The sequence below is a fragment of the Massilia sp. Root351 genome (assembly GCF_001425045.1).
Lineage (GTDB): Bacteria > Pseudomonadota > Gammaproteobacteria > Burkholderiales > Burkholderiaceae_D > Rugamonas.
On sequence record NZ_LMDJ01000001.1, the window covers coordinates 1,005,747 to 1,032,128 of the forward strand.

Here is a 26,382-nt window from a genome sequence, read left to right on the forward strand (position 1 = left end):
GTATGACGATCAAAGTAGCAATCAATGGCTACGGCCGCATCGGCCGTAATGTACTGCGTGCTTTCTACGAAGGCGGCAAAAAGCAAGACATCCAGATCGTTGCCATTAACGACCTGGGCGACGCCAAGTCGAACGCGCACCTGACCCGCTACGACACCGCGCACGGCAAGTTTCCCGGCACCGTGACGGTGGACGGCGACAACATGATCGTCAACGGCGACGTGATCCGCGTGTTCGCGCAGCGCAATCCGGCTGAAATCCCATGGGGCGACCTGGGCGTGGACGTGGTGCTGGAGTGCACCGGCTTCTTCACCACCAAGGAAAAGGCTTCGGCCCACCTGAAGGGCGGCGCCAAGAAAGTCATCATCTCCGCGCCAGGCGGCAAGGACGTGGACGCGACCATCGTGTACGGCGTGAACCAGCACGTGCTGAAGTCCACCGACACCGTGATCTCGAACGCTTCCTGCACCACCAACTGCCTGGCCCCGCTGGTCAAGCCGCTGAACGACGCCATCGGCGTTGAAAACGGCCTGATGACCACCGTGCACGCCTACACCAACGACCAGGTGCTGTCCGACGTGATGCACGAAGACCTGCGCCGCGCCCGTTCGGCCACCATGTCCATGATCCCGACCAAGACCGGCGCCGCCGCCGCAGTTGGCCTGGTGCTGCCCGAGCTGAACGGCAAGCTGGACGGTTTCGCGATCCGCGTGCCGACCATCAACGTGTCGCTGGTCGACCTGTCCTTCATCGCTTCGCGCGACACCACCGTGGACGAAGTGAACGCCCTGATGAAGGCCGCTTCCGAAGGCGCGCTGAAAGAAGTGCTGACCTACCAGACCGAACCGCTGGTGTCGATCGACTTCAACCACAACCCGGCTTCGTCGAACTTCGATTCGACCCTGACCAAGGTGTCGGGCCGCCTGGTGAAGGTCTCGTCGTGGTACGACAACGAGTGGGGCTTCAGCAACCGCATGCTGGACACCACCGTGGCGCTGATGAACGCGAAGTAATTTAGTCGGACGCAAAAAAAACCCCCATCAGCCTGAACGCGCTCAAGATCGCGCTCAGTGCTGATGGGGGTTTTTTGCTTCTAAGGGATTAGAAGTTGTAGGTGGCGCGCAGGTAGTAGGTGCGGCCTTTTGGATCGGTGAAGCGCGGGTCGTAGCCAGCCTGGAAGGTCTCGGTCTGGTAGGACAGCGGCGGGGTGCGGTCGAACAGGTTGCGCACGCCGAAAGTCACCGACAGGTTCTTCAGGATGGCAGCCGTGGCGTAGCCGTCCCAGGTGGTGTACGAAGCGACGCGGAACTCGGGATCCTGGTCGATGTAGCCGGTCTTGGAGTGCGCGGCAATGCCGGCGCCCCAGATGCCCTTGGTCCAGTTCACACTGGCGTTGTTCTGCCAGCGGAAGATCGGGGCGGTGCCGGAGAACACGCCCACGTTCTGGTGCCACTCGCCGCCATCGCTGTTCTGGTACTCATACTTGTGCACGTAGGTGCTGTTCAGCGTGAAGGTGGTGTTGCCGTACTCGGCATGGCGCCAGCGGTAGTTGACGCTGATGTCCAGGCCGTCGGTATTCACGCCGCCCAGGTTCTGGGTGCGCAGGTCGATGTAGCCGCAGGTCAGCGGGTTGGGGCACTGCGAACCGTCGGTGGCCAGGTTGCCGGACGGGGTGCGGTGGTACAGCGACGCGTACTTGGCCGGGTCGCCGAACACGTCGTCCTGGTTCAGCTGGCCGATCTGGTGTTCCAGTTGCAGCTTCCAGAAGTCCAGGCCAAGCGACAGGTTGTTGATCGGCTCAAGCACGATGCCCAGGGCGTAGTTCTTCGACTCTTCCGGCGCCAGGTTCTTGTTGCCGCCGGTCAGGGTCTGGAACTGCTGCTGGCAGTTGGCCGCGGCAGGCTTGCCCGGGATCGGGGTGCCGCCCGGGCAGTTGACCGGGTCGTCATACTGGTTCGAGTTGGTGTAGGTCTGGGCCGAGTTGATCTCGTACAGCGACGGCGCGCGGAAACCGGTCGAGTAGGAGCCGCGCAGCAGCACGGTCTTGGTCGGCTGGTAGCGGAAACCGAACTTCGGATTGGTGGTGCTGCCGAAGTCGTTGTATTTGTCATAACGCACGGCGGCGGTCACATCCAGGTCCTTCAGCAGGGCCAGGTTCAGCTCGGCGTAGGCCGCGCTGACTTTACGCGAACCTTCGTTCAGCGTGTTCGGGTCGATACCGGTGGAAGCGACCACCTTCTCGGCGTACTCGGTGTTGGCCGCGCTGTGGAATTCCTGCTTGTCGAACTGGCCGCCGATGGCCAGCGCGTTCGGACGGCCGGCGCCGAACCAGTCGCCCAGCTCGCGGCTGGCGCGCACGTCGAAGCCCTTCATGGTGCCCTTGGCGTTCTGGATGTTGCCGTTCAGCGCTGCGCTGTCGATCAGCGCCATGCCGGCGGCGCTTTGCTCGCCGTACGGGTTGATCACGCCTTCCAGCACGCCCTTGGTGATGATGCCGCCGTCGCTATAGCCGATCAGGTTGCTGGCCACCTTGTTCTGGTTGTAGGTGAAGGCTGCGCCGTAGTCCCAGCCTGCCACCGAGCCTTGCAGCGAAGCGACGAAGCGCTGCTGCGTGTTGACGTCGTCGCCGGCGCGCGAGCCGTTCGGCAGGTCGCGCCATTTCACGTGCACGAAGCCTGGCAGGACGCCGGCCGGGGTGTTTTCTTCGGTGTAGGTCGGGCTCAGCGGCACGTTCGGGGTGATCGAGCCAGGGTTGCCTGGGTAGAACGGGTTCAGCGAACCGTCCGGACGCACGCGGTTCTGGAACAGGCCGCCGTATGGCACCGGTGCGATTTCGCTGCCGATGCGGCTCTTGGTGATCAGGTATTCCAGGCCCAGTTCATGGTTCTCGGCCAGCTTCACGGTGCCCTTGATCAGGCCGGTGTTGCGCTCGCTCTTCGGAATGTAATCGACGAAGGAGGAGGTGGTCATCTGGCAGCCGCTGCCGGTGGCGTCCGGGATCAGGTTAGGCGCGCTGGTGCAGTTCGGCGCGGCAGGGTTGCCGCTGTTGCCGTCCTGGTAGTAGTTGGCCGGGCTGGTGGTAGGCGACAGGCCGCCCGGGTAGCGCTTGTTGAAGTCGCGCTCGGTGCCCATGATGCGGCGCTGCACCTGGTGGTCGCCCATGGCGAAGATATTAAAGCCGTCGGTGTCCAGGTTACCGTAGCCGACGCCGATATTCGCGCTATTCGAACCGCCGCCTTTCTTTTGCGGGGAATCGATGCCGCCGGTGACGGTCACGCCGGTGAAATCTTTACGCGTAATAAAGTTAATGACGCCGCCCACCGCGTCGGAACCGTACAGCGAGGATGCGCCGTCGCGCAATACTTCGACGCGCTCCAGCGCGGCGAATGGAATCATATTCAAATCTGGCGCCGAGCTGTCCAGCGCATTATTGGCCAGGCGGCGGCCATTGAGCAGCACCAGGGTTTTATTCGCGCCAATACCGCGCAAGTCCGCAAAGGAGGCGCCGCCGGTGCTCAGGCCGACAACTTGGCTGGTGCCCTGGTTGGTTTGCACCGAGCTCAGATTCGCCATGACCTGTTCAATGGTGGTAATACCCTGTTTCTTCAGGTCGTCCATTTTCACCACGGTTACCGGCACGGCGGTTTCCGCGTCGATGCGCTTAATGGCGGAGCCGGTAATTTCAACGCGCTGGATAGGCGCGGCTGCGGGGGCGGTTGCGTTTTGCGCGAATGCCGGCTGGGCCAGCATTCCCAGGCCGGCTATTGCCACGCCGCCGGAAAATACGACGCGCAGCGAGCGAGCCAGGGCTTTTTCAATCAACATAGTCATGTTCCTTATTAGAGTGTCTGTTGCATTAGCAATCCTCCCGAGGATTGCTAATCGGACTATCAGACACTGGGCGGAAATGCGTGTCAAACGTGTGTATGTAACGCGATTGAAACAAAGCGCCCCTTGACAGCGGCAGTTTCACGCGCGCAATGCCAATAAGTGTTTCCCTTAGCAAGGGCTAGCCCCGCATTTTGCCGTTTTGAGGCCATATTGCGCTTTGTATCAAGCGCGCGTGGACGTGCATACAACGTTGCATGTTTGCCACAGTGATGCTGCCCCCGCCTTATGCCATCTTCTGGCGCGATCAAGCCAGAAACCGGCGCACATGGCGAAAAAAAACGCCGCGGATGCGGCGTTGTGCGGCGAGCGCGGGGGCCTTATTTGTAGACGCCGGAGCCGACCAGCAAGTCGCCTGCGCGTTCCACATAGCCGGATTTTGCCTCCACGGCCTTGGTAACCGGGTTCGGCCATTTAAAATCCACCCAGCCGCTGCCTTTCTCCTTGGCCACTTTCACCATTTCCTGGATCATGGCTTTGCCTTCATTATCTTTCATGTCCAGCAGGTTTTTTCCGACCAGCTTGGGATTGACGCCGTGCGCCACGGCGACACCGTTCATATCATAGACATAGATATACAGGTCGCGGTCGTGAAAATCCTTGTTGGCTGGATCGGATATGGCGGCGAAGGCTTTTTCCTTGCCGTCCGATTTTATTAGCGCCACGGCTTTTTTCACCATGGCCACCGCTTCATTGGCCGAGCCTTTTTCTGCCGAGTATGCGGGAACGGCGAGTAAACCCAGACTGATTGCGATGCCACTTAAGAACATTTTCATTTCGTCTCTCCTTTGGAATGGGACTGCGCTTATTCTAATATTTCCTTCCACAACTGTATTACATGCGCGGCATGGACGGCGACCCGCGCCGGATCGACGCGGGCATTTTCCTGCCCCTGCAAACGCATCTGGTGCTGCAATTTACGGAAAGCGCGGTAAGCATCGGCCACGCTGGCGGCCAGCTCCGGATTAATCAATCCCAGTTCGCCGCACATTTTCAGTAAGGCAATATTACCCACATTACCCGTCAGTTGGGAGTAGGTGGCGGCGTGCTGCAGAACGAGGTACTGGACGATGAATTCGATATCGATCATGCCGCCCGCGTCCTGCTTTAAATCGAACAAGTCGGAGCGGTTGGGACGGGCGTCGGCCATTTTCTTGCGCATGGCCTGCACCTCGCGTTTCAATTCGCCGTCCAGCGGCCGCACGCGGCGCAATACCTGGCAGCGGATTTGCTCGAAGCGCTGGCCGATGGCGGCGTCGCCGGCGCAGAAGCGGGCGCGGGTGAGCGCCTGGTGCTCCCAGATCCAGGCCGAATTGTCCTGGTAGCGTTCAAACGCTTGCACGCTGGACACCAGCATGCCGCTGGCGCCGTCCGGCCGCAGCGCGATATCGACGTCGAACAGCTGGCCGGCCGAGGTGTGCGAGGTCATCCAGGTGATGAAGCGCTGCGCCAGTTTGGCGTACTGGGCCGGCGCATCCTGGTCCTCGTCGTCGAACAGGAAAATCACGTCCAGGTCGGAGATATAGCCCAGCTCCTTGCCGCCCAGCTTGCCGTACGCGATGACGGCAAACAGCGGCACCTCGCGGTGGCGGGTGGCCACCGTCTGCCATACCGCCTGCACGGTGGCGGCCACGATCACATCGGCCAGCGCGGACAGGTGGTCGGCCAGCTTTTCCACTGTCAGGTCGCCGGCCAGGTCCTGCGCCAGCAGGTGGAACAGCTGGGCGTGGTGCACTTCGCGCAGGATATCCATCTGGCGCTCGGTGTCGCCGGCGGCGGCCTCCAGCTGGCCGTCCAGCTCGGCTGCCAGCGCCACCGGGTCGAACACGGCGTTGCGGATGCGGTCGTCCAGCAGCTCGTCCAGCAGGATGGGGTGCTTGGTGAGGAATTTGGCGGCCCAGCCGCTGGCGTGCATCATGCGGATCACGCGCTCCAGCGTGTGCGGGTACTCGGTCAGCAGCGACAGATAGGCCGAGCGGCGTGCAATGGCTTCCAGGAAATCGAGCAGGCTGCCCAGCGTGACCAGCTGGCTGCCGATGCTGGACTGCTCGGCGGTGCGGGCAATCAGCGGCAGCGCCGCGTTCACCAGCGACACCAGGCGGTTGCGGCTCGCTTCCGGCAGCGACTGCAGGCGCGGCGCTTGCCAGGTCGCCACCAGGCGCTGGGCGGCGCCTGCCGGGTCGTCGTAGCCAAGGGCGGCAAAGCGCGACCGGATCGCCTCGAGGTTGTCCGGGTCCGCGCATTCGTTGCTGGTGGCGGGATCGATGTCGGCGTCTTGAGAGCCGTTCTGGGCTTTTTCGGCGAACATGGCGTCAAACTGCTCGGCCACGAACTTGCGGTGGGCTTCGATCCGCGCCAGCAGCGTGGCCACGTCCGGCAGGCCCATCATCTGCGCCACCACCAGCTGGTCGGCCTCGTTGGGCGGCAGGGTGTGGGTCTGGGCGTCGTCCAGGTATTGCAGGCGGTGCTCCAGATTGCGCAGGAAGGTGTAGGACGCCAGCAGCTGCAGCACGATGTCGTTGGTCAGCAAGCCTTTTTCAGGCAGGATGCGCAAGGTGGCGCGGGTCGAGCGGTCGCGCAGGGTGGCGTCGCGCCCGCCCCGTATCAGCTGGAACACCTGGGCCAGGAATTCGATTTCGCGGATGCCGCCGCGCCCCAGCTTGACGTTGTTGCTGCGGTCCGGGTGCAGCCGCTCCTGGCGGTTGACCTCGGCGCGGATCTGGGCGTGCATATTGCGGATGGCGTCGATGACGCCGAAGTCCAGGTAGCGGCGGAACACGAAGGGGCGCACGATGGCGTCCAGCGCGGCGATGTCGGCCGGCTTGCCGGTGACGGCGCGCGCCTTGACCCAGGCGTAGCGTTCCCATTCGCGCCCCTGCACGATCAAATACTGTTCCACCATGCTCAGGCTGGCCGCCAGCGGCCCGGAGCCGCCGTTCGGGCGCAACGCCATGTCGACCCGGAAGGTGTAGCCGTCTTCGGTGATCTCGGCCATGGCGGCGATCAGCTTCTTGCCGAGGCGGACGAAGAACTCATGGTTGGACAGCGAGCGCTGGCCGGGGCCGGCCACCGTGTCGCCGTCTTCCGGGTAGACGAAGATGAGGTCGATGTCGGACGACACGTTCAGCTCGCCGCCGCCCTGTTTGCCCATGGCCAGCACCATCAGTTCCTGTTCCTCGCCGCTGTCGTGGCCCACCGGCTGGCCGTGCAGGGCCACCATTTCCGCGTGCAGCGCCGCCACGTGCTGCTGGATGGCGAAGTCGGCGAAGCGCGTCATAGCGGTCACCACCTCGTGCAGGTCGGCCCGGCCTTCCAGGTCGCGCCGGATCAGGCCGCACACCAGCAGGTTGCGCAGGCGCCGCATGGCGCGCGGCAACGGCAGCGGCTGGTCTTGCGCCACGTCAGCTTCCCTTGCTAAATAGTCAGCGAAATCCAGCTCGGCAAGCGATAATTGCGCCAGTGCATCAACCTTGGCCGCGCGGCCCGGATCGGCGCTGAGCCAGCGCTGGTAGTAACGGGAGGCGGAGGTCAGTGCGGGTGCGGTCATATGGTGAACAGTAAAGGAAAAGTAACTTAGTGTTGCAACGTAATAAACAGAGCGAGGCAGCGCCAGCCTATGCGGTAAAATGAAGGTGCAGGCTCCTTTAGGGCTGGAAACGATTTTAGCGATTTATTTTGACGCCGGGCCTGAATTATTAGCTTATTGATGCAAAAACCGCCGGAGGAGACCGTGACAGGCAGCGTGCCTTTGGCCGTGCGCTGGCAGCGGCTGCGTTCCGCCTATCGCGTCTGCAACCTCGCCACCCACCATGTGCTGGGCTTCGCGCTCAAGCTGGTGCTGCTGCTGTATTTTGCCTTCGCCATCCTGCTGCTGGCGCTGCGCTACCTGGTGCTGCCCAATATCGACCACTACAAGGGCGACATCGAGCGCCTGGCCAGCCGCGCGGTCGGCAACCCGGTCACCATCGCCCGCATCTATGCTTCCTGGTCCGGCCTCAGTCCCAGCCTGTTCCTGGGCGACGTGGTGCTGCGCGACCAGCAGGGCCGCGCAGTGCTGGCCCTGCCCAGCGTCTCGGCCACGCTGTCGTGGTGGAGCGTGGCGGCGGCCGACGTGCGTTTCGAATCGCTGGAGCTGATCCGCCCCAAGCTGGACATGCGGCGCGAGCCGGACGGCAAGCTGTACGCGGCCGGCGTGTATATCGACCTGAACCAGAAGGGCGACGGCAAGGGTGCCGACTGGCTGCTGGCGCAGCGCGAAATCGTCATCCGCGAAGGCCAGCTGGACTGGACCGACAAACTGCGCGGCACGCCGCAGGTGAGCCTGGCCGACATGCGCCTGGTGCTGCGCAACAAGTGGCGCCGCCACCAGTTCGGCATGACGGCCACCCCTCCCGCCGAGCTGGGCGGTCCGCTGGACGTGCGCGCCGACTTCGTCCACCCGGCCTTTGCCGGCCGCAAGTCGGACGTGCGCCTGTGGCAGGGCGAGCTGTACGCGGACGTGCGCCAGGCCGACCTGGCCGCCTGGAAGCAACATCTCGACTATCCCTTCGACCTGCGTTCCGGCATGGGCTCGGTGCGCGCGTGGATCAAGCTGGACCACGCCAAGCTGGCCGGCTTCACGGCCGACGTCAGCCTGGCCGACGTGACGGCCCAGCTGGGCAAGGACCTGGAGCCGCTGGACCTGGTGGAAGTGCGCGGCCGGGTTTCGGCGCGCGAGGAAATCCCGGCCAGCCTGCAAAGCGGCCAGCCCGCATTCGGCGTGCTGGGCCACAGCGTGACCCTGAACAACTTTTCGCTGCGCACCCGCGACGGCCTGGACATGCCGCCCACCGACTTGTCCGAGCGCTACGTGGCGGCCACCGCCAAGGCGCCGGCGCGCATGGAGCTGAACGCCAGCGTGCTGGACCTGGAAACGCTGGCCGCGCTGGCCGGGCGCCTGCCGCTCACCGAAGGCCAGCGCGCCAAGCTGGAGGACATCGCGCCCAGCGGCCGCCTGCGCGGCGTGGCGGCCTCCTGGTACGGCAGCTATCCGGCGCTGCTGTCCTACCATGTCAAGGCGCAGCTGGACGGCCTGGGCTTGCGCCCGCGCCCGGCGCGCCTGCCGCAGCCCAAGAACGGCAAGGTCCCGGCCGTGCGCGGCATGCCGGCGCTGCCGGGCTTCGAGCACCTGAGCGGCACGCTGGAGGCCAGCGAGAAGGGCGGCAATTTCACCCTGGACGCGGACCGGCTGGTGCTGCAGATGCCGGACCACTTCGCCGAGGCGGCCATGCCGTTCGACAAGCTGCGCGGCCGGATGAGCTGGTCGTTCGAAGGCGATGAACAGTTGAAAATCGACCTGCACAGCCTGGAATTCTCGCAGGACGGCCTGAGCGGCTCGCTGTCCGGCAGCCACGTGCTGCCGCTGGACGGCAAGAGCCCCGGCGTGGCCGACTTCACCGGCAAGCTGAACGGCTTCGACGTGAAGAAGATCGGCCGCTACCTGCCGCTGCAAACCCCGGCGCACCTGCACCACTGGCTGACCGGCGCGCTGGAGGACGGCATGGCCGACGATGTCACGCTGCGCCTGCGCGGCGACCTGGCGCACTTCCCGTTCAAGAGCGCCGGTCCGGTGGCCACCGCCGCCGAGCGCGCCAAGGGCGAGTTCCGCGTGGCCGGCCGCCTGACAAACGGCAAGCTCAACTACGACCCCGGCGTGTACGCCAAGGACGGCAAGTCGCCGCTGTGGCCGCAGGCCGAGAAGATCAAGGGCGGCTTCGTGTTCGACCGCACGCGCATGGAAATCCGGGGCGACACGGCCACCACTGGCGGCGTGGCGCTGAGCGGCGTGAAAGCCGTGATCGCCGACCTGTCCTCGCACGACGGGCTGCTGGAGATCGACGGCAACGCGGCCGGGCCGATGCAGGAATTCCTGCGCTATGTGGCGGCCAGCCCGGTACTGGAATGGATCGGCCATTTCACCGACGAGACGCAAGCGAGCGGCGGCGCCCGGCTGGCGCTCAAGCTGCAGCTGCCGCTGAACCATATGCACGACTCGAAAGTGCAGGGCTCGCTGCAACTGGCCAATAACGACATCGTGCTGTGGCACGACATGCCGGTGGTCACCGGCTCGACCGGCAAGATCGAGTTCAACGAAAAAGGCGTGAACCTGAACAACCTGGCGGGCAGCTTCATCGGCGGCCCGGTGTCCATCACCGGCGGCAGCCAGCGCGACGGCAGCATCCAGGTGCGCCTGGCGGGCACCGTCACGGCCGACGGCCTGCGCAAGACCTGGCCGTCGCCGCAGATGCAGCGCGTGGCCAGCCACTTCAGCGGCGGCACCCGCTACAGCGGCCTGGTGGTGGCGCGCGACCACCATTATTCGGTCACGGTCGACTCCAGCCTGGCCGGCCTGGGCCTGGATTTCCCGGCCCCGCTGGCCAAGGGCGCCGCCGACACGCTGCCGCTGCATTTTGTGCTCAACGGCAGCGGCGCCAACGAGGCCGGGCTGATGCGCGACGAGATCCGCGTGGCCCTTGGCGCCGGCATGTCCGCCGCCTACCAGCGCCAGCGCCAGGGCAAGGACGCGTGGCAACTGGTGCGCGGGGGCATAGGCGTAAACGTGCCGGCGCCGGAACCGGACAGCGGCATGATGTTGCAGGCGCATGTGAAATCGCTGAATGTGGACCAGTGGCTGGCGCTGGGCGAAGCCATCGCCGGCAAGGATGGCGCGCCCCCGGCCGCCTCGGCCACCGGCGGCGCCGACGTGGCGCAGTATGTGGTGGCCGACACCCTGGCCGCGCGGGCGGGCGAACTCATCATTGGTGAACGCAAGCTGGACAATGTGGTGGTGGGCGTCAGCCACCAGAAGAATGTGTGGCAGGCCAATATCGATTCGCGCCACGTGAACGGCTACCTTACCTGGAACGAGTCGCCCACCGGGCAGGGCGTGGGCAAGGTAACGGCGCGCCTGTCCTCGCTCATCATTCCCGAGTCGCAGGCCAACGAGGTCAAGGACTTGCTGGAGAATAAGGCGACCCATCCGACCATCCCCGCGCTGGACGTGGTGGCCGAGCGCTTCGAGCTGTTCAACAAGCCGCTGGGCCGGCTCGAGCTGCAGGCGCACAACGCGCTGATTACCGCCACGCGCGAGTGGCGCGTGTCGAAGCTGTCGCTGGCCAACGCGGACGGCGAGCTGAACGGCACCGGGCGCTGGGTGGTCAAGGATGGCCAGCCGCAAACCAGCCTGAACTTCGAACTGGAGATCGCCAACGCCGGCAAGCTGCTGGACCGTTTCGGTTTCGCCGACACCTTGCGCAACGGCAAGGGCAAGCTCAGCGGCGACATTTCCTGGAAGGGCTTGCCGTATTCGCTGGACATCCCCAGCCTGTCGGGCCAGATCAGCATGAATGTGGAAAAGGGCCAGTTCCTCAAGCAGGATCCGGGCGCGGCCAAGCTGCTGGGCGTGCTCAGCCTGCAGGCGCTGCCGCGCATGCTCAAGCTGGACTTCCACGACGTGTTCTCCGAAGGCCTGGCGTTCGACGGCATCAGCGCCAACGCCGCCATCACGCGCGGCATCGTCAAGACCGACAACTTGAAAATGCACGGCGTGGCCGCTACTGTACTGATGGACGGCACGGTCGATATCGCCAACGAATCGACCAATCTGCGCGTGGTGGTGATGCCGGAGGTCAATCTCGGCACGGCGCCGCTGGTGTACGCGCTGGCGGTCAACCCGGTGATCGGCCTGGGCAGCTATCTGGCGCAGCTGTTCCTGGCGCAGCCGATGATGCGCGCGCTGACCTACGAGATGCAAGTGACGGGCCCGTGGAAAGCGCCCGTGATCACCAAGCTGGATACCGGCAGGCTGGAAGCGGCCCGGCTGGAAGCGGCAAGGCAAGAGTCGGCCAAGCAAGCGGCCAAGGACGCCACCAAGGCCAAACCATAAGGACATCGATAAGGACATGCCCATGAACACCGTCGCAGCGATACAGATGATCTCCTCGCCTTCCGTGGGCGAAAACCTGGCCACCGCGCGGCGCCTGATCGCGCAGGCGGCCGACACCGGCGCCAAGCTGGTGCTGCTGCCCGAGTACTGGGCCATCATGGGCTTGAGCGACAGCGACAAGGTGGCCGTGGCCGAGCCGCTGGGCCAGGGGCCGATCCAGGAGTTCATGAGCGAAATGGCGCGCCAGCACAGCATCTGGCTGCTGGGCGGCACCCTGCCGCTGGCCTCGGACGATCCGTCGCGGGTGGTCAACACCACGCTGGTGTACGACGACCAGGGCCGCCACGTGGCGCGCTATGACAAGATCCACCTGTTCGGCTTTACCAAGGGCACCGAATCCTACGACGAGGCGCGCACCATCGTGCCGGGCCGCAACGTCGGCACGGTGGACACGCCGGTGGGCAAGGTCGGCATGTCGGTCTGCTACGACCTGCGCTTTCCGGAACTGTTCCGCGCCATGGGGCCGGTGTCGCTGATCGTGGTGCCGGCGGCGTTCACCTACACCACCGGCCAGGCGCACTGGGAAATCCTGCTGCGCGCGCGCGCGATCGAAAACCAGTGCTACGTGCTGGCGGCCGCGCAGGGCGGCACCCACCAGAACGGCCGCCGCACCTGGGGCCACAGCATGCTGATCGACCCCTGGGGCGCCGTCAAGGCGGTGCAGGCCGAAGGCGAGGGCGTGGTGCACGGCGAGGTCGATCCGCTGTTCATGGACAGCGTGCGCGAGAGCTTGCCGGCGCTGAAGCACCGCACCATGTAAGCCACGGGTCTGTCCCGGCGGGACAGAGCCCAGCATGCGCCTGCGGTTCAAAGTACAATGCAGCATCACATACAAGGCACCATCATGACTCCATTCGAACCCAATCTGTCCACCCTGGCCGTCGCGCGCGATCTGCTGCTGACGCCGTTCGGCCTGGACGAAGGCAAGCTGCTGAAAACCCTGGGCAGCATGTTCACCCACAAGGTCGATTACGCCGACCTGTATTTTCAGTTCACCAAGAACGAAGGCTGGAGCCTGGAAGAAGGCATCGTCAAGACCGGCAGTTTCTCGATCGACCAGGGCGTGGGCGTGCGCGCCATCTCCGGCGACAAGACCGCTTTTGCCTACTCGGACGACATTTCCGAGCGCGCGCTGATGGAAGCGGCGGCGGCAACCCGCACCATCGGCCGCTCCGGCGCCGGCAAGATCAAGGTGGCCGGCGGCATGACCCAGGTGGGCGGCCGTTCGCTGTATCTGCCGCACGACCCGCTGGCGTCGCTGGACGCGACCGCCAAGGTCAAGCTGCTCGAGCGCCTGGAGAAAATGGCGCGCGCCAAGGACCCGCGCGTGGTGCAGGTGATGGCCGGCCTGGCCGGTGAATACGACGTGGTGCTGGTGGCGCGCAGCGACGGCGTGCTGGCGGCCGACATCCGCCCGCTGGTGCGCGTGTCGCTGACCGTGATCGCCGAGCAGGACGGGCGCCGCGAGATGGGCTCGTCCGGCGGCGGCGGCCGCTACGACTACGGCTACTTCAGCGACGAACTGCTCGAGCAGTACGCGGAGGAGGCGGTGAAATCGGCCATCGTCAACCTGGACGCGCGTCCCGCGCCGGCCGGGCCGATGACCGTGGTGCTGGGGCCGGGCTGGCCCGGCATCCTGCTGCACGAAGCCATCGGCCATGGCCTGGAAGGCGATTTCAACCGCAAGGGTTCGTCCACTTTCTCCGGCCGCATCGGCGAACGGGTGGCGGCCAAGGGCGTCACGGTGGTCGACGACGGCACCTTGCAGGACCGCCGCGGCTCGCTCAATATCGACGACGAGGGCAATCCGACCCAGTGCACCACGCTGATCGAGGACGGCATCCTGAAAGGCTACATCCAGGACACCATGAACGCGCGCCTGATGAAAATGCCGGTGACCGGCAACGCGCGCCGCGAATCGTTCGCCCACCTGCCGATGCCGCGCATGACCAACACCTATATGCTGGGCGGCGACAAGGACCCGGGCGAGATCCTGGCGTCGGTGAAGAACGGCCTGTACGCTGTCAATTTCGGCGGCGGCCAGGTCGACATCACCAACGGCAAGTTCGTGTTCTCGGCCAGCGAGGCCTACATGATCGAGGACGGCAAGATCACCTACCCGGTCAAGGGCGCCACCCTGATCGGCAACGGCCCGGACGTGCTGAACCGGGTGTCCATGATAGGCAATGACATGAAACTCGATTCGGGCGTGGGCGTGTGCGGCAAGGAAGGCCAGAGCGTGCCGGTCGGCGTCGGCCAGCCGACCTTGCGCCTGGACGGCGTGACCGTCGGCGGCACCGCATAAAACCAAAAACCGGGCCTGGCCCGGTTTTTTTTCTTAGAACTGGTAGCGCATGCCGACGTTGAAGTAGCGCCCCAGCGCGCCGCTGTAGTCCAGCGGGTTGTACGACACCGCGCCATAGGTCAGCGGATCGAGCGGCGGGATCTTGTCGAACAGGTTCTGGATCGACGCCGTCACCTCCATCTTCGGACTCACCTTCCAGCGCGCCGTCAGGTCCACCGTGGTAAACGAAGCGAGCTTGCAGCCGTTCGGCGCGTCGTTGCCATTGGCAAAGTGGGTGGCGCAGCCGTCCGGATCGTCCTTGAACAGCGTGTTGTCCATCTTGCCCCGGTGGTTGGCCGTGGCGGTCACGCGCCAGGCTTCGCGTTCCCAGGTGGCGCTCAGGTTGACCCGGTCGTCCGGCGTGCCGATGCAGTTGGTCACGTCGCAATTGCCGTGCGTGCCGGCGAAGTCGCGCTGCGAGCCGTCGGTTTCGGTGCGCAGCCATTTGAACAGGTGGGTCCACTTGGCGTCGGCCGCCAGCGTGCCCCAGTTGCCCAGGCTGAAGCTCTTGCGCAGATCCAGGTCGGCGCCGCGCACCTTGGTGTTGCTGGAGTTGACGTAGCGCGCCAGCACCGCCGTGATGGCGCCGGGGTCGCCCGGCACGGTGGCGGTGGACGGGTCGCGCGCGATGTGGCCGGCCGCGATGGCCGCGTCGGTCTGCTCCTGGTTGATCTCGTTCTTGCGCTTGATCTGCCAGAAGTCCAGCGACACGCTGGTGCGCGGCAGCGGGTCCCACACCACGCCGGCGCTGTAGCTCTTCGAGCGTTCCGGCGACAGCGCCGGATTGGGCGAGGTGATGACGGCGATGGAGGCCGGGTTGCACGCCACCTGCACGCCCAGCGCGCAGCGCGCCGGATCTTCGGCAGTGGAGAATGCGGCCAGGCCGCCCACGCCGTTCTCGGCCGCGCTGGGAGCGCGGAAGCCGCGCGCAAAGGTGCCGCGCAGCGCGAAGGCACGGGTCGGCGTCCACTTCAGGCCGGCTTTTGGCGTGTAGGAATTGCCGACGTCGGAGAAGTGGTCGTAGCGCAGCGCGGCCGATGCCTCCAGCGTCTTGTGCAGCGGCGCCAGCAGTTCGGTGTAGATGGCGCTGGCGGTGCGCTTGCCGCGGTAGGCCGAGTAGCCCAGGCCGATAATGTTGCCGAGCTCGGTGCCCTGGGTCGGTTCCAGCTCGGTCGACTCGCGCCGGTATTCCGCGCCCAGCGCCACGCCCATGGCGCCGCCCGGCAACTGGCCGAATTCACGGCTGGCCTTGACGTCGACCTGGTTGATGCGGGTCTCGGCGTCGTTGGCGATGGTGGGCGAGAGCGCGCCGTACAGGGCGGCCGAATTCAGGCCGGCGTTCTCGCCGATGCGCCAGTAGCTGCCGGCCGGCAGCGCGGCGTAGGCGGCACTGCGGGCGCGCGCGGCAGCCACATTGGCCGCGCTCGGGTCGAGCAGGGCGAAGGCCACGTCGCGCTGCAGGTAGCCGGTGCGGGTGTTGCCCACCTCGTTTTGCGAGAACAGCCAGGCCGCGTCGATGTCCCACTGCTGCCAGCTGCCCTTGGCGCCGGCCACGAAGCGGGTGAAGTCGGACTTCACATGGCTCACGCGCGGGCCGGCGTCGGCGGCCAGGTAGCGCAGCCGCGCAGCGCGGCCGAAGTAGGGATTGTCCGGATGGCCTGCGCCCAGCTGCACGGCGGCGTTGCTGACCGGGCCGCCGGGGTAGCCGACCGAGGCGCTCACGGTGGACGGCGTGGTGGCGGCGGTGGAGGTGCTGTGATAGAAGTTCAGCTCGCTGTACGCGACCCAGGCCGGGCTGATCTGGTAGCTCAGGCGTGCAAAGGCGTTGGCGGTTTCCTGTTCCGGCTGGATCTCGCTGTAGCGCTGCTGGGCGTCGATCAGGCAGCCGCCGCCGGGATCGCCCTGCGGGTGGCTGGTGAAGTTGGCGCAGGCGGCGCCGGGGAAGAAGCGCGTGAAGCCGGCGCCGGCCGGGTTGCCGCGATTGTAGTAGTCGAGCGTGTCGGGGTTGCGCACGTTGCCGTTGATGGCGCTGCCGGCGTTGTTGTTGCTCAGGATGGCGCCGGTGCCGCCCAGCGTTTCCTGGGCCGAGAAGCCGTAGTCGCGCAAATCGCTGCGGCCGATGTAGCGCCGGCCGGCGCGCGCACTGTTGCCGATGGCGCCCTTGCGGCCGTACTCCAGGCTGCCCATGAAGTTGTAGCGCTCGGTGTCCAGGTTGCCGACGCCGTGCGTGATGGCCACGCGCGTGTCGTGGCCGTCATGCTCGTCGGAAATGCCCTGGCTGGCGCGCACCGTGGTGCCCTGGAAGTCGCGCCGCAGGATCACGTTGACGACGCCGGCGATGGCGTCCGAACCGTAGATGGCCGAGGCGCCGTCCTTCAGGATTTCGACCCGCTCGATGGCTTCGGACGGGATCACGTTCAGGTCGGCAAACACCTTCTGGCCGTCGTCGGCCAGGCCGTAGGGCGCCACGCGGCGGCCGTTGATCAGCACCAGGGTGGAGGCGGCGCCCAGGCCGCGCAGCGAAATGCCGGAGGCGCCGGAGGCAAAGCCGCCGCCGAAGGTCATCGGCACCGAGCCCTGGTTGTCCACCGCCAGCGTCTGCATCAGTTCGGCGACCGTGGTCTTGCCCGATTTCTCGATGTCGGCGCGGTTCAGCGTTTGCACCGGCGAGGCGGTTTCGGCCTGCGCGCGGCGGATATTGGAGCCGGTGATTTCCACCCGCTGCATGGGCTGCTGGACGGCTTCCTGCGCATAGGCCTGGCCCAGCACGCTAAGCAGGCCGGGCAAGATCAGTTTCTTCATCATGTCACTCCATTAGGTAAGCAGGATTGTGCAGTCTTGCTTCCTTCGCGTGAGGGGATGCTGATCTGGATCAAGGTGCGGCGCGGATCGTGCCCAATTGTGGTGCGTGCGCCACGCATACGGCTGACGGGCCTGCTTGACAAAGTGCTTGCCAAAACTTGTAACTTGTTGCTATAGTCGTTGCAACCTTTTAGGATTTCTTCCATGCACTTCTGCGTTTTCTTTACCGGCCACTTTTACTTTAGCAATTCCAACCCAAAGGCGGTGGAGTAGCGGCCGGTTCACGTAGCAGCAAAAACGAGATCCCAGCAGACCCAGACAAACCGCCAGCGATGGCGGTTTTTTTTTAGCCCTCGATTTTTCAGCCTTAGACTTCAGGAGATACCATGCAACGCACCGACGACCTGCGCATCCGCGAAATGAAGGAACTGGTCCCGCCCTCCCACCTGATCCGCGAGTACGCCGTCAGCGAGGCTGCCAGCACCACCGCCGCCAACGCGCGCGTGGCGCTGCACCGCATTCTGCACGGCCAGGACGACCGCCTGATGGTGGTGATCGGCCCGTGCTCGATCCACGACCCGAAGGCGGCCATGGAATACGCGCGCCGCCTGGCGCCGCTGCGCGCCAAGCTGGGCGCGGACCTGGAAATCGTGATGCGGGTGTACTTCGAGAAGCCGCGCACCACGGTGGGCTGGAAGGGCATGATCAACGACCCCTACATGGACAACAGCTTCCGCATCAACGACGGCCTGCGCATGGCGCGCGAACTGCTGCGCGACATCAATGAACTGGGCCTGCCGGCCGGCACCGAATACCTGGACGTGATCAGCCCGCAGTACATCGCCGACCTGATCAGCTGGGGCGCGATCGGTGCCCGCACCACCGAGTCGCAGGTGCACCGCGAGCTGGCCTCCGGCCTGTCCTGCCCGGTGGGCTTCAAGAACGGCACCGACGGCAACGTCAAGATCGCCGTGGAAGCCATCAAGGCCGCCTCGCAGCCGCACCATTTCCTGTCGGTGACCAAGGGCGGCCACTCGGCCATCGTGTCAACCAACGGCAATGAGGACTGCCACATCATCCTGCGCGGCGGCAAGGCGCCGAACTACGATGCGGCCAGCGTGGACGAGGCCTGCAAGGCCATCGCCGCGCAAGGCCTGGCGGCGCGCCTGATGATCGACGCCTCGCACGCCAACAGCTCGAAAAAGCCGGAGAACCAGATCCCGGTGTGCGCCGACATCGCCGCCCAGGTGGCCGGCGGCGATGCCCGCATCGTCGGCGTGATGGTGGAATCGCACCTGGTGGCCGGGCGCCAGGACCTGGTGCCGGGCAAGGAACTGACCTACGGCCAGTCCATCACCGACGGCTGCATCGACTGGGACAGCAGCGTGCAGGTGCTGGAAGGCCTGGCGGCCGCCGTGCGCCAGCGCCGCCTGCGCAGCGAGGACTGACAGGGCAGCGGGGGGGGGGGGGGGTGACTTGATTATCGAACGGTCACTCGTTGTGCGCGGCGGCTTCTCAGGGTAAGCTGTCGGCCATGAACAAGACCCCCACTGCAAGCGGCCAGCCCCGGGGCCCGGCCGAGCACGAAGTGCGCAGCCAGATCGTGGCCGCCGCCACCGCGCACTTCCGCCTGTACGGCTATGAAAAGACCACCGTTTCCGACCTGGCCAAGGCCATCGGTTTCTCCAAGGCCTACATCTACAAATTCTTCGAGTCCAAGCAGGCGATCGGCGAGCTGATCTGCGCCAATTGCCTGCGCGAGATCGAGGCCGACGTCCGCGCCGCCGTGGACGGCGCCGGCCGTCCTCCGGAAAAGCTGCGGCGCATGTTCAAGGCCGTCGTCGAATCCAGCCTGCGCCTGTTCTTCGAGGACCGCAAGCTGTACGACATCGCCGCGTCGGCCGCCACCGGACGCTGGGAAGCGGTGCGCGCGTTCGAGGAACGCATCCAGGCCTTGCTGCAGGACATACTGCGGCAGGGCCGCGACAGCGAGGAATTCGAACGCAAGACGCCGCTCGACGAGGCCGCCGCCGCCATCTATCTGGTGATGCGCCCCTATCTCAATCCGCTGCTGCTGCAGCACAGTTTCGACTACACGGAAGACGCGCCGGCCCAGCTGTCGAGCCTGGTGTTGCGCAGCTTGTCGCCGTAACGCGCCGCTGCACAGTCGCTGCCGGCTTCGCGCGCCCGGCTTGTGACTGTTGACAAATTTGGTCACTAGTTCCAAAATGAGTCCCTGTTTAGCTCATTTACGGGATTCCCATGCTCCGCCGCCCCTCCGCTTTCCCCGCCGTCCCGCGCGTGTTGCCGCCCGGACTGCCGCTGCCGCTGTCCCTTTCCCTGTTGCTGGCTTTGGCCGCCTGCGGTGAAACCGCCCCGTCCGACCCGCGCACCGTGGCGCCGCTGGTGCGCGCGGCCACCGTCCAAGGCGCCCAGGCGGCGCCGCGCGCCTTCACCGGCACGGTGGCGGCCCGCGTGCAAAGCGACCTCGGCTTCCGAGTTCCCGGCAAGGTGCTGGAACGGCTGGTCGACGCCGGCCAGGCCGTCAAGCGCGGGCAAGTGCTGCTGCGCATCGACCCGGCCGACCTGAAGCTGGCCGTGCACGCGCAGCAGGAAGCGGTGGCCGCAGCCCGGGCGCGCGCGCAGCAGACCGCGCAGGAACTGGTGCGCTACCAGGGCTTGCGCGGCACCGGCGCGGTTTCGGTGTCGGCCTACGACCAGGCCAAGGCGGCGGCCGACGCCGCCAAGGCCGAGCTCAACGCGGCCGAAGCCCAGGCCGAGCTGGCAGGCAACGCGCGCCGCTACGCTGAACTGGCGGCGGACGCCGATGGCGTGGTGATGGAAACCCTGGCCGAGCCCGGCCAGGTGGTCAGCGCCGGGCAGATCGTGGCGCGGGTGGCCCACGCGGGGCGCCGCGAGGCCGTCATCCAGCTGCCGGAAACCCTGCGCCCCGCCGTGGGCTCGGCGGCCGCGGCCACGCTGTACGGGCGGGAGGCGCTGACCGTGCCTGCCAGGCTCCGGCAGCTGTCGGACGCGGCCGACCGGCAAACCCGCACCTTCGAGGCACGCTACGTGCTCGAGGGCGAACTGGCCGAGGCCGCGCTGGGCGCCACCGTCACGATACGGATACCGCAGGCGCAGCCCGCCGCGCAGGGCGGTGTGCGGGTGCCGATCGGTTCCCTGTTCGACGCCGGCAAAGGCCCCGGCGTGTGGCTGATCGGCGGCCAGCCGGCCAGGGTGTCCTGGCGTGCGGTGGCCGTGCAGGGCCTGGACGATGACGGCGCGCGCGTTTCCGGCCAGCTGCGGCAGGGCGACCGCATCGTCGCGCTGGGCGCCCACCTGTTGCGCGAGGGCGCGCTAGTGAGGGTGGCTGGCCAGCACGCCGAGGCCGCGGCAGGGGGCCAGCCATGAGCGCAGGCCGCTTCAACCTGTCGGCGCTGGCGGTGCGCGAGCGCTCCGTCACCTTGTTCCTGATCTGCCTGATTTCCCTGGCCGGACTGCTGTCCTTCTTCAAGCTGGGGCGCGCCGAAGACCCCGCCTTCACTGTCAAGGTGATGACGGTGGTCAGCGCCTGGCCCGGCGCCACTGCGCAGGAAATGCAGGACCAGGTGGCCGAGAAAATCGAGAAGCGCCTGCAGGAGCTGCGCTGGTACGACCGCGCGGAAACCTATACCCGGCCGGGCCTGGCGTTCACCACCCTGACCTTGCTGGACAGCACGCCGCCGGCCGAAGTGCCGGAGCAGTTCTACCAGGCCCGCAAGAAGGTGGGCGACGAGGCCGCCCAGCTGCCGGCCGGCGTCATCGGGCCCATGGTCAACGACGAGTATTCCGACGTCACCTTCGCGCTGTACGCACTGAAGGCCAGGGGCGAAGCGCAGCGCACGCTGGTGCGCGACGCGGAGGCGCTGCGCCAGCGGCTGCTGCACGTGCCGGGCGTGAAGAAGGTCAACATCGTCGGCGAGCAGTCCGAGCGCATCTTTGTCGAGTTCTCGCACGAGCGCCTGGCCACGCTGGGCGTGAGCCCGCAGGAAGTGTTCGCCGCGCTCAACAGCCAGAATGCGCTCACGCCGGCAGGTTCGGTGGAAACCCGGGGGCCGCAGGTATTCATCCGCCTGGACGGCGCGTTCGATGAATTGCAGAAGATCCGCGACACGCCGGTAGTGGCGCAGGGCCGCAGCCTGAAGCTGGCGGACATCGCCAGCGTCAGGCGCGGCTATGAAGACCCGGCCACTTTTATGATACGCAACGGCGGCGAGCCCGCGCTGCTGCTGGGCGTTGTCATGCGCGAGGGCTGGAACGGGCTGGACCTGGGCCGGGCGCTGGAGCGGGAAGTGGGCGCCATCAACGCCGCCATGCCGCTGGGCATGGGCCTGAGCAAGGTGACGGACCAGGCCGTCAATATCAGTTCGGCGGTCGACGAATTCATGGTCAAGTTTTTTGTCGCGCTGCTGGTGGTCATGCTGGTGAGTTTCCTGAGCATGGGCTGGCGCGTGGGCATTGTGGTGGCGGCGGCCGTGCCGCTGACGCTGGCGGCCGTCTTCGTGGTGATGGCCGCCACCGGCAAGAACTTCGACCGCATCACGCTGGGCTCGCTGATCCTGGGACTGGGCCTGCTGGTCGACGATGCCATCATCGCCATTGAAATGATGGTGGTGAAGATGGAAGAGGGCTACAGCCGCCTGGCCGCGTCGGCCTATGCCTGGAGCCACACGGCCGCGCCCATGCTGTCGGGCACGCTGGTCACGGCGGTCGGCTTCATGCCGAACGGCTTCGCCCGTTCCACGGCCGGGGAGTACACCAGCAATATGTTCTGGATCGTCGGCATCGCGCTGATCGCATCCTGGGTGGTGGCCGTGGTCTTTACGCCCTACCTTGGCGTGCAGCTGCTGCCCGAGCTCAAGCAGGTCGAGGGCGGCCATGACGCGCTGTACAACACGCCGCGCTACAACCGCTTCCGCCGGCTGCTCGCGCGCGTCATCACGCGCAAGTGGCTGGTGGCCGGCGCGGTGGTCGGCCTGTTCGTTGCAGCCGTGCTGGGCATGGCGGCCGTCAAGAAGCAGTTCTTCCCCATCTCGGACCGCCCCGAAGTGCTGGTCGAGGTGCAAATGCCGTACGGCACCGCGATTGCCCAGACCAGCGCGGCAGCCGCCAAGGTGGAGGCCTGGCTGGCCAGGCAGGCCGAAGCGAAGATCGTCACCGCCTACGTGGGCCAGGGCGCGCCGCGCTTTTACATGGCCATGGGGCCGGAACTGCCGGACCCGTCGTTTGCCAAGATCGTGGTCCGCACGGATAACCAGGAGCAACGCGAGGCTTTGAAGATGCGGCTGCGCCAGGCGATTGCCGACGGCCTCGCCAACGAGGCGCGGGTGCGCGTCACCCAACTGGTGTTCGGGCCGTACTCGCCGTTCCCGGTCGCCTACCGGGTCACCGGACCGGATCCGGACCGGCTGCGCGGCATCGCGGCCGAGGTGCAGCAACTGATGGAGGCCAGCCCGATGATGCGGACTGTCAACAGCGACTGGGGCACGCGCACGCCGGCGCTGCACTTCACTTTGCAGCAGGAGCGCCTGCAAGCGGTGGGGCTGACGTCCAGCGCCGTGGCGCAGCAGCTGCAGTTCCTGCTCAGCGGCGTGCCGCTGACCACGGTGCGCGAAGACATCCGCACCGTGCAGGTGGTGGCCCGCTCGGCCGGCGCCAGCCGGCTCGATCCCGCGCGGATGGCGGACTTCACGCTGACCGGTGCCGGCGGGCAGCGCATCCCGCTGTCGCAGGTGGGGACGGTCGAAGTACGCGCGGAGGAGCCGGTCATGCGCCGGCGCGACCGCATGCCGACCATCACCGTGCGCGGCGATATCGCCGACGGCCTGCAGCCGCCGGACGTGTCCAGCGCCATCACGCGACAGCTGCAGCCCATCATGGATAGGCTGCCGGCCGGCTACCGCATCGAGCAGGCCGGCTCCATCGAGGAATCGGGCAAGGCGACCGCCGCCATGCTGCCGCTGTTCCCCATCATGCTGGCGGTCACCCTGCTCATCATCATCTTCCAGGTGCGTTCGATCTCGGCGATGGTGATGGTGTTCCTCACCAGCCCGCTGGGACTGATCGGCGTGGTGCCCACGCTGATCCTGTTCCAGCAGCCGTTCGGCATCAATGCACTGGTGGGCCTGATTGCCCTGTCCGGCATCCTGATGCGCAACACCTTGATCCTGATCGGACAGATCCACCACAACAAGCAGGCCGGGCTGGACCCGTTCCAGGCGGTGGTGGAGGCCACCGTGCAGCGCTCCCGTCCCGTGATCCTGACCGCCCTGGCGGCCATCCTGGCGTTCATCCCGCTGACCCATTCGGTGTTCTGGGGAACGCTGGCCTACACGCTGATCGGCGGCACCTTCGCCGGGACGGTGCTGACGCTGGTGTTCCTGCCGGCCATGTATTCGATCTGGTTCAAGATCCGCCCGGCCCAATAAAAAACCCCGCCGTATCGCTACGGCGGGGTTTTTTTCAGCGGCTACGGATTACTTGAAGGTGTAGCCTGCCGACACGTACACAAAGCGGCCGCGCGGGTCGTATTGGTTGATGTCGTAGCCGGCCTGGAACTGGTTCGACACTGGCACGAACACGCCAGGCTGCTTGTCGAACAGGTTGCGTACGCCTGCGCTCAGCACCAGCGATTTCCAGCCTTTCCACGTCACGTTGGTGTCGTAGGTGGTCATGGCGCCGATGAAGTTGCGCTGGCCGTCGCCTTGGCGGAAGCCGGTTTCATAGCCGGAAGCGAAGTTCTGGGTCAGCGAGATGGCCAGAGGGCCCTGGGTCCAGGTGCCGCTCAGGGCATGACGCCAGCGCAGTACCACGCCGCCGTCCTGCGCGCCCAGTACCGGGTCGCCGTTCTTGTCTACCAGGGTGCCAACTTTGTGCGACAGGGTGCCGCCCGGGCTGGTCTGGTCGAACTTGTCCATGTAGGTACCGTTCAACGTGGTGTCGAAGCGGCCGAACGCGGTGTTCTGGCGGAACTGGGCGAACACGTCGAAGCCTTCGACGGTGGCGTTGCCGGTGTTGGCCAGGGTGGTGTAGATCAGGTCAACATCGTTGCCCTGCAGTTTCACCAGGTTGGCGTAAGCCGAGTCGCCGCGGCGGAAGCCGGACACCACTTCCTGTGCCGACGGGGTGGCCAGGATGTCGGATACCTTGATCTTGAACCAGTCCACGCCGAAGGTGAAGCTGTCGGCTGGCGACAGGACGATACCGATCGAACGCTGCTGCGATTCTTCCGGCTTCAGGTTAGGGTTGCCGCCGGATACGGCGTTAACTTGCAGCTGGGACTGGCCGGTTGCCGGATCGTTGAAGGTCTCCGACGAGCCGGTGGTCTGTGGTTGCCACAGGTCGCTCAGGGTAGGGGCGCGGAAGCCCGAACCTGCCGACGCGCGTACCAGCACCGACTTCAGTGGCTGCCAGCGGCCGTTCACTTTGTAGTTGTTGGTGCTGCCGACGTCGTTGTAGTCGTCGCGGCGCAGGGCGACGCCCAGGTCCAGGGTCTTGGTCAGCGGCAGGTTGCCTTCGGCGAACACCGAGTTGATGGTGCGCGACTTGTTCACAGGAGGTACGCTGCCGCCCAGGCCGGCGATGTCGCCGGTTTCCAGCGCAGGGCTAGGGGTGGTGTGGAACTTGTCCTTGCGCGACTGGATGCCGGCCGCGTATTGCGGGGTCAGGCCCATGAATTGCGGCAGTTCGCCGGCGATCTTGGCGTCGAAGGTGTTGCTGGTCGACTTGCCGGTCAGCGTGTCGCCCGAGTACTGGGCGGTTTTCAGCTTGTCAGCCAGCGCGCCGGTCTGCACCGCGCCTGGCGCCCATGGGTTCCAGTTGTTGGCAGGATCGTTGATGATCTTGGCGTACGCCACTTGCGAGAAGTAGCCGGCCGGCACGGTGCCGTGGATCTTGCTCTCGTTGGTAGCCAACGCCACTTCGTAGTCCTGGCCCCATACGGTGCCTTTCGAACCCAGTACCAGGCGCGACTGCTTGGCTTCGTCGACGCTGGTGCGGTTGCCGAAGTCGAATACGCGGCTGGTGATGGCCAGCGGCTTGCCGATCAGGCTGGTGAAGCCGTATTTGTTCAGGTAAGGCACGGCGATCGACTGGTATACCGGGTTGCTTGGGTACAGCAGCAGCGCTGGGTGCACGCCTTGCTTGGCGAACTCGCCGTCGGTTTCCAGGAAGGAGCGGCGTACCGGGCTGCCCTGGAAGCTCTGGGTCACGGTGGACTCGGAGTACAGTGCGTCGGCGAACAGTTCGTGGTTGGCGTTGATCTTGAACGCGCCGTTGGCGGTCAGGTTTTTCAGTTCGCGCTGAGGAATCAGGCCCACGAAGGCGGCGCTGTCGAAGGCGCAGTATGGCGTGTTCTTCGAGGTGTTGGTCGCGTTCTTGTACATCAGGATGGAATCGCACTTGCCCTGGTCGGCCAGCGGGTTGCCGTAGCCGGTGCCTGGCGCATTGCCGAAACCTGGCAGACGGTCGTTCGGATAGGTGCCCGGTACGATGCCGCCCTCGATGTTGCCCTGGCCGGTTGCGCCGGAAGCGTAATAAGGCAGGTTGTTGCCGGTGGCCGCGTAAGCGCGGTCGGCCGCTTTCAGCAGTTTTTCTTTTTCGTACGAAGCCGACACCACGACGGAGAAGCCGTCGGTGCTCATGTCGCCCAGGCCGCCGGTGATCGACGCCTTGGTGTTCTGGCCGCCGCCGCTTTCGCTAGGCGAACCGTAGCCAGCGGTGACTTCCACGCCTTTGAAGGATTTGGAGAGGATGAAGTTGACCACGCCGGCCACTGCGTCCGAACCGTACACGCCCGATGCGCCGTCTTTCAGCACTTCGACGCGCTCGATGGCTGCCAGCGGAATGACGTTGACGTTGACCGCTGCGCCGCCACCGCCGGCGAAGGCGGCCAGGCGGCGGCCGTTCACCAGTACCAGGGTGCGCTCGTCGCCCAGGCCGCGCAGGGAGATCGAGGACATGCCGTAGGTGGAGCTGCCGGCGCCGGTCGAGTTCTGGGTCGAACCGGACGAGGACAGGGCCGAGATCGAGGTCAGCAGTTCTTGCGTACTGGTGGCGCCGGTGCGGGAGATTTCTGCCTTGGTCATTACCTGCACTGGCAGGGCGGTTTCGGCGTCCACACGCTTTAGCGAGGAACCGGTGATTTCAACGCGCTGGATGGTTTCCGGTGCGGATTGGGCCTGGGCGGCATGCATGCCCAGCACCAGACCACCGGCGCAGATCAGGCGTACCGAACGGGACAAAACAGTTTCCTTCATCATTTAACTACTCCCAAGATGTACTACTTAGTGAAACGGCGTCTACGGCCGAGTTGAAAGATTTCTTA

General features: G+C 65.8%; 13 protein-coding genes. 8 read left to right on the forward strand and 5 right to left on the reverse strand.

What is annotated here, in order from left to right; genetic code table 11:
* The first annotated feature begins 2 nt into the window (after positions 1-2).
* Positions 3-1,013, forward strand: a complete 1,011-nt coding sequence (gene gap / locus ASD15_RS04515; protein WP_028833731.1) for a type I glyceraldehyde-3-phosphate dehydrogenase — start codon at positions 3-5, stop codon at positions 1,011-1,013.
* A gap of 88 nt (positions 1,014-1,101) precedes the next feature.
* Here gap and ASD15_RS04520 read toward each other — a convergent pair whose 3' ends face one another.
* The 3 genes from ASD15_RS04520 to glnE form a co-directional block, all read right to left on the reverse strand.
* Positions 1,102-3,825, reverse strand: a complete 2,724-nt coding sequence (locus ASD15_RS04520) for a TonB-dependent receptor (RefSeq protein ID WP_057153504.1) — start codon at positions 3,823-3,825, stop codon at positions 1,102-1,104.
* Between the two features lie 383 nt (positions 3,826-4,208).
* Positions 4,209-4,658: a cache domain-containing protein gene (locus ASD15_RS04525; protein WP_200953920.1), complete on the reverse strand. Its 450-nt coding sequence runs from the start codon at positions 4,656-4,658 to the stop codon at positions 4,209-4,211.
* A gap of 35 nt (positions 4,659-4,693) precedes the next feature.
* Positions 4,694-7,435, reverse strand: a complete 2,742-nt coding sequence (glnE, locus tag ASD15_RS04530) for a bifunctional [glutamate--ammonia ligase]-adenylyl-L-tyrosine phosphorylase/[glutamate--ammonia-ligase] adenylyltransferase (RefSeq protein ID WP_057153506.1) — start codon at positions 7,433-7,435, stop codon at positions 4,694-4,696.
* 159 nt (positions 7,436-7,594) lie between these two features.
* On the opposite strand from glnE, the gene ASD15_RS04535 reads away from it, so the two are divergent.
* The 3 genes from ASD15_RS04535 (at position 7,595) to tldD (ending at position 14,177) form a co-directional block, all read left to right on the forward strand.
* Positions 7,595-11,812 (forward strand): YhdP family protein, encoded by a 4,218-nt coding sequence (locus ASD15_RS04535; protein WP_057153507.1) that lies wholly within the window; start codon positions 7,595-7,597, stop codon positions 11,810-11,812.
* A gap of 22 nt (positions 11,813-11,834) precedes the next feature.
* Positions 11,835-12,632 (forward strand): carbon-nitrogen hydrolase family protein, encoded by a 798-nt coding sequence (locus tag ASD15_RS04540; protein ID WP_200953907.1) that lies wholly within the window; start codon positions 11,835-11,837, stop codon positions 12,630-12,632.
* Positions 12,633-12,716: 84 nt separating this feature from the next.
* Entirely contained in the window at positions 12,717-14,177 is a 1,461-nt protein-coding gene (gene tldD / locus ASD15_RS04545; RefSeq protein WP_057153725.1) for a metalloprotease TldD, read from the forward strand.
* 33 nt (positions 14,178-14,210) lie between these two features.
* Here tldD and ASD15_RS04550 read toward each other — a convergent pair whose 3' ends face one another.
* Entirely contained in the window at positions 14,211-17,021 is a 2,811-nt protein-coding gene (locus tag ASD15_RS04550; protein WP_057153509.1) for a TonB-dependent receptor, read from the reverse strand.
* A 383-nt stretch (positions 17,022-17,404) separates the two neighbouring features.
* Here ASD15_RS04550 and aroG point away from each other — a divergent pair, with 383 nt between their 5' ends.
* The 4 genes from aroG (at position 17,405) to ASD15_RS04570 (ending at position 23,485) form a co-directional block, all read left to right on the forward strand.
* On the forward strand, positions 17,405-18,466 hold the full coding sequence (aroG, locus tag ASD15_RS04555; RefSeq protein ID WP_057153510.1) for a 3-deoxy-7-phosphoheptulonate synthase AroG: 1,062 nt from the start codon (positions 17,405-17,407) through the stop codon (positions 18,464-18,466).
* 86 nt (positions 18,467-18,552) lie between these two features.
* Entirely contained in the window at positions 18,553-19,170 is a 618-nt protein-coding gene (locus ASD15_RS04560) for a TetR/AcrR family transcriptional regulator (protein ID WP_057153511.1), read from the forward strand.
* 110 nt (positions 19,171-19,280) lie between these two features.
* Complete coding sequence (locus tag ASD15_RS04565) at positions 19,281-20,429, forward strand: efflux RND transporter periplasmic adaptor subunit (RefSeq protein ID WP_082551532.1); 1,149 nt, start codon at positions 19,281-19,283, stop codon at positions 20,427-20,429.
* On the forward strand, positions 20,426-23,485 hold the full coding sequence (locus ASD15_RS04570) for an efflux RND transporter permease subunit (RefSeq protein WP_057153512.1): 3,060 nt from the start codon (positions 20,426-20,428) through the stop codon (positions 23,483-23,485). Before ASD15_RS04565 ends, ASD15_RS04570 begins: the two co-directional genes overlap by 4 nt.
* Positions 23,486-23,533: 48 nt before the next feature.
* Here ASD15_RS04570 and ASD15_RS04575 read toward each other — a convergent pair whose 3' ends face one another.
* Entirely contained in the window at positions 23,534-26,317 is a 2,784-nt protein-coding gene (locus ASD15_RS04575; RefSeq protein ID WP_057153513.1) for a TonB-dependent receptor domain-containing protein, read from the reverse strand.
* Positions 26,318-26,382 lie beyond the last annotated feature (65 nt).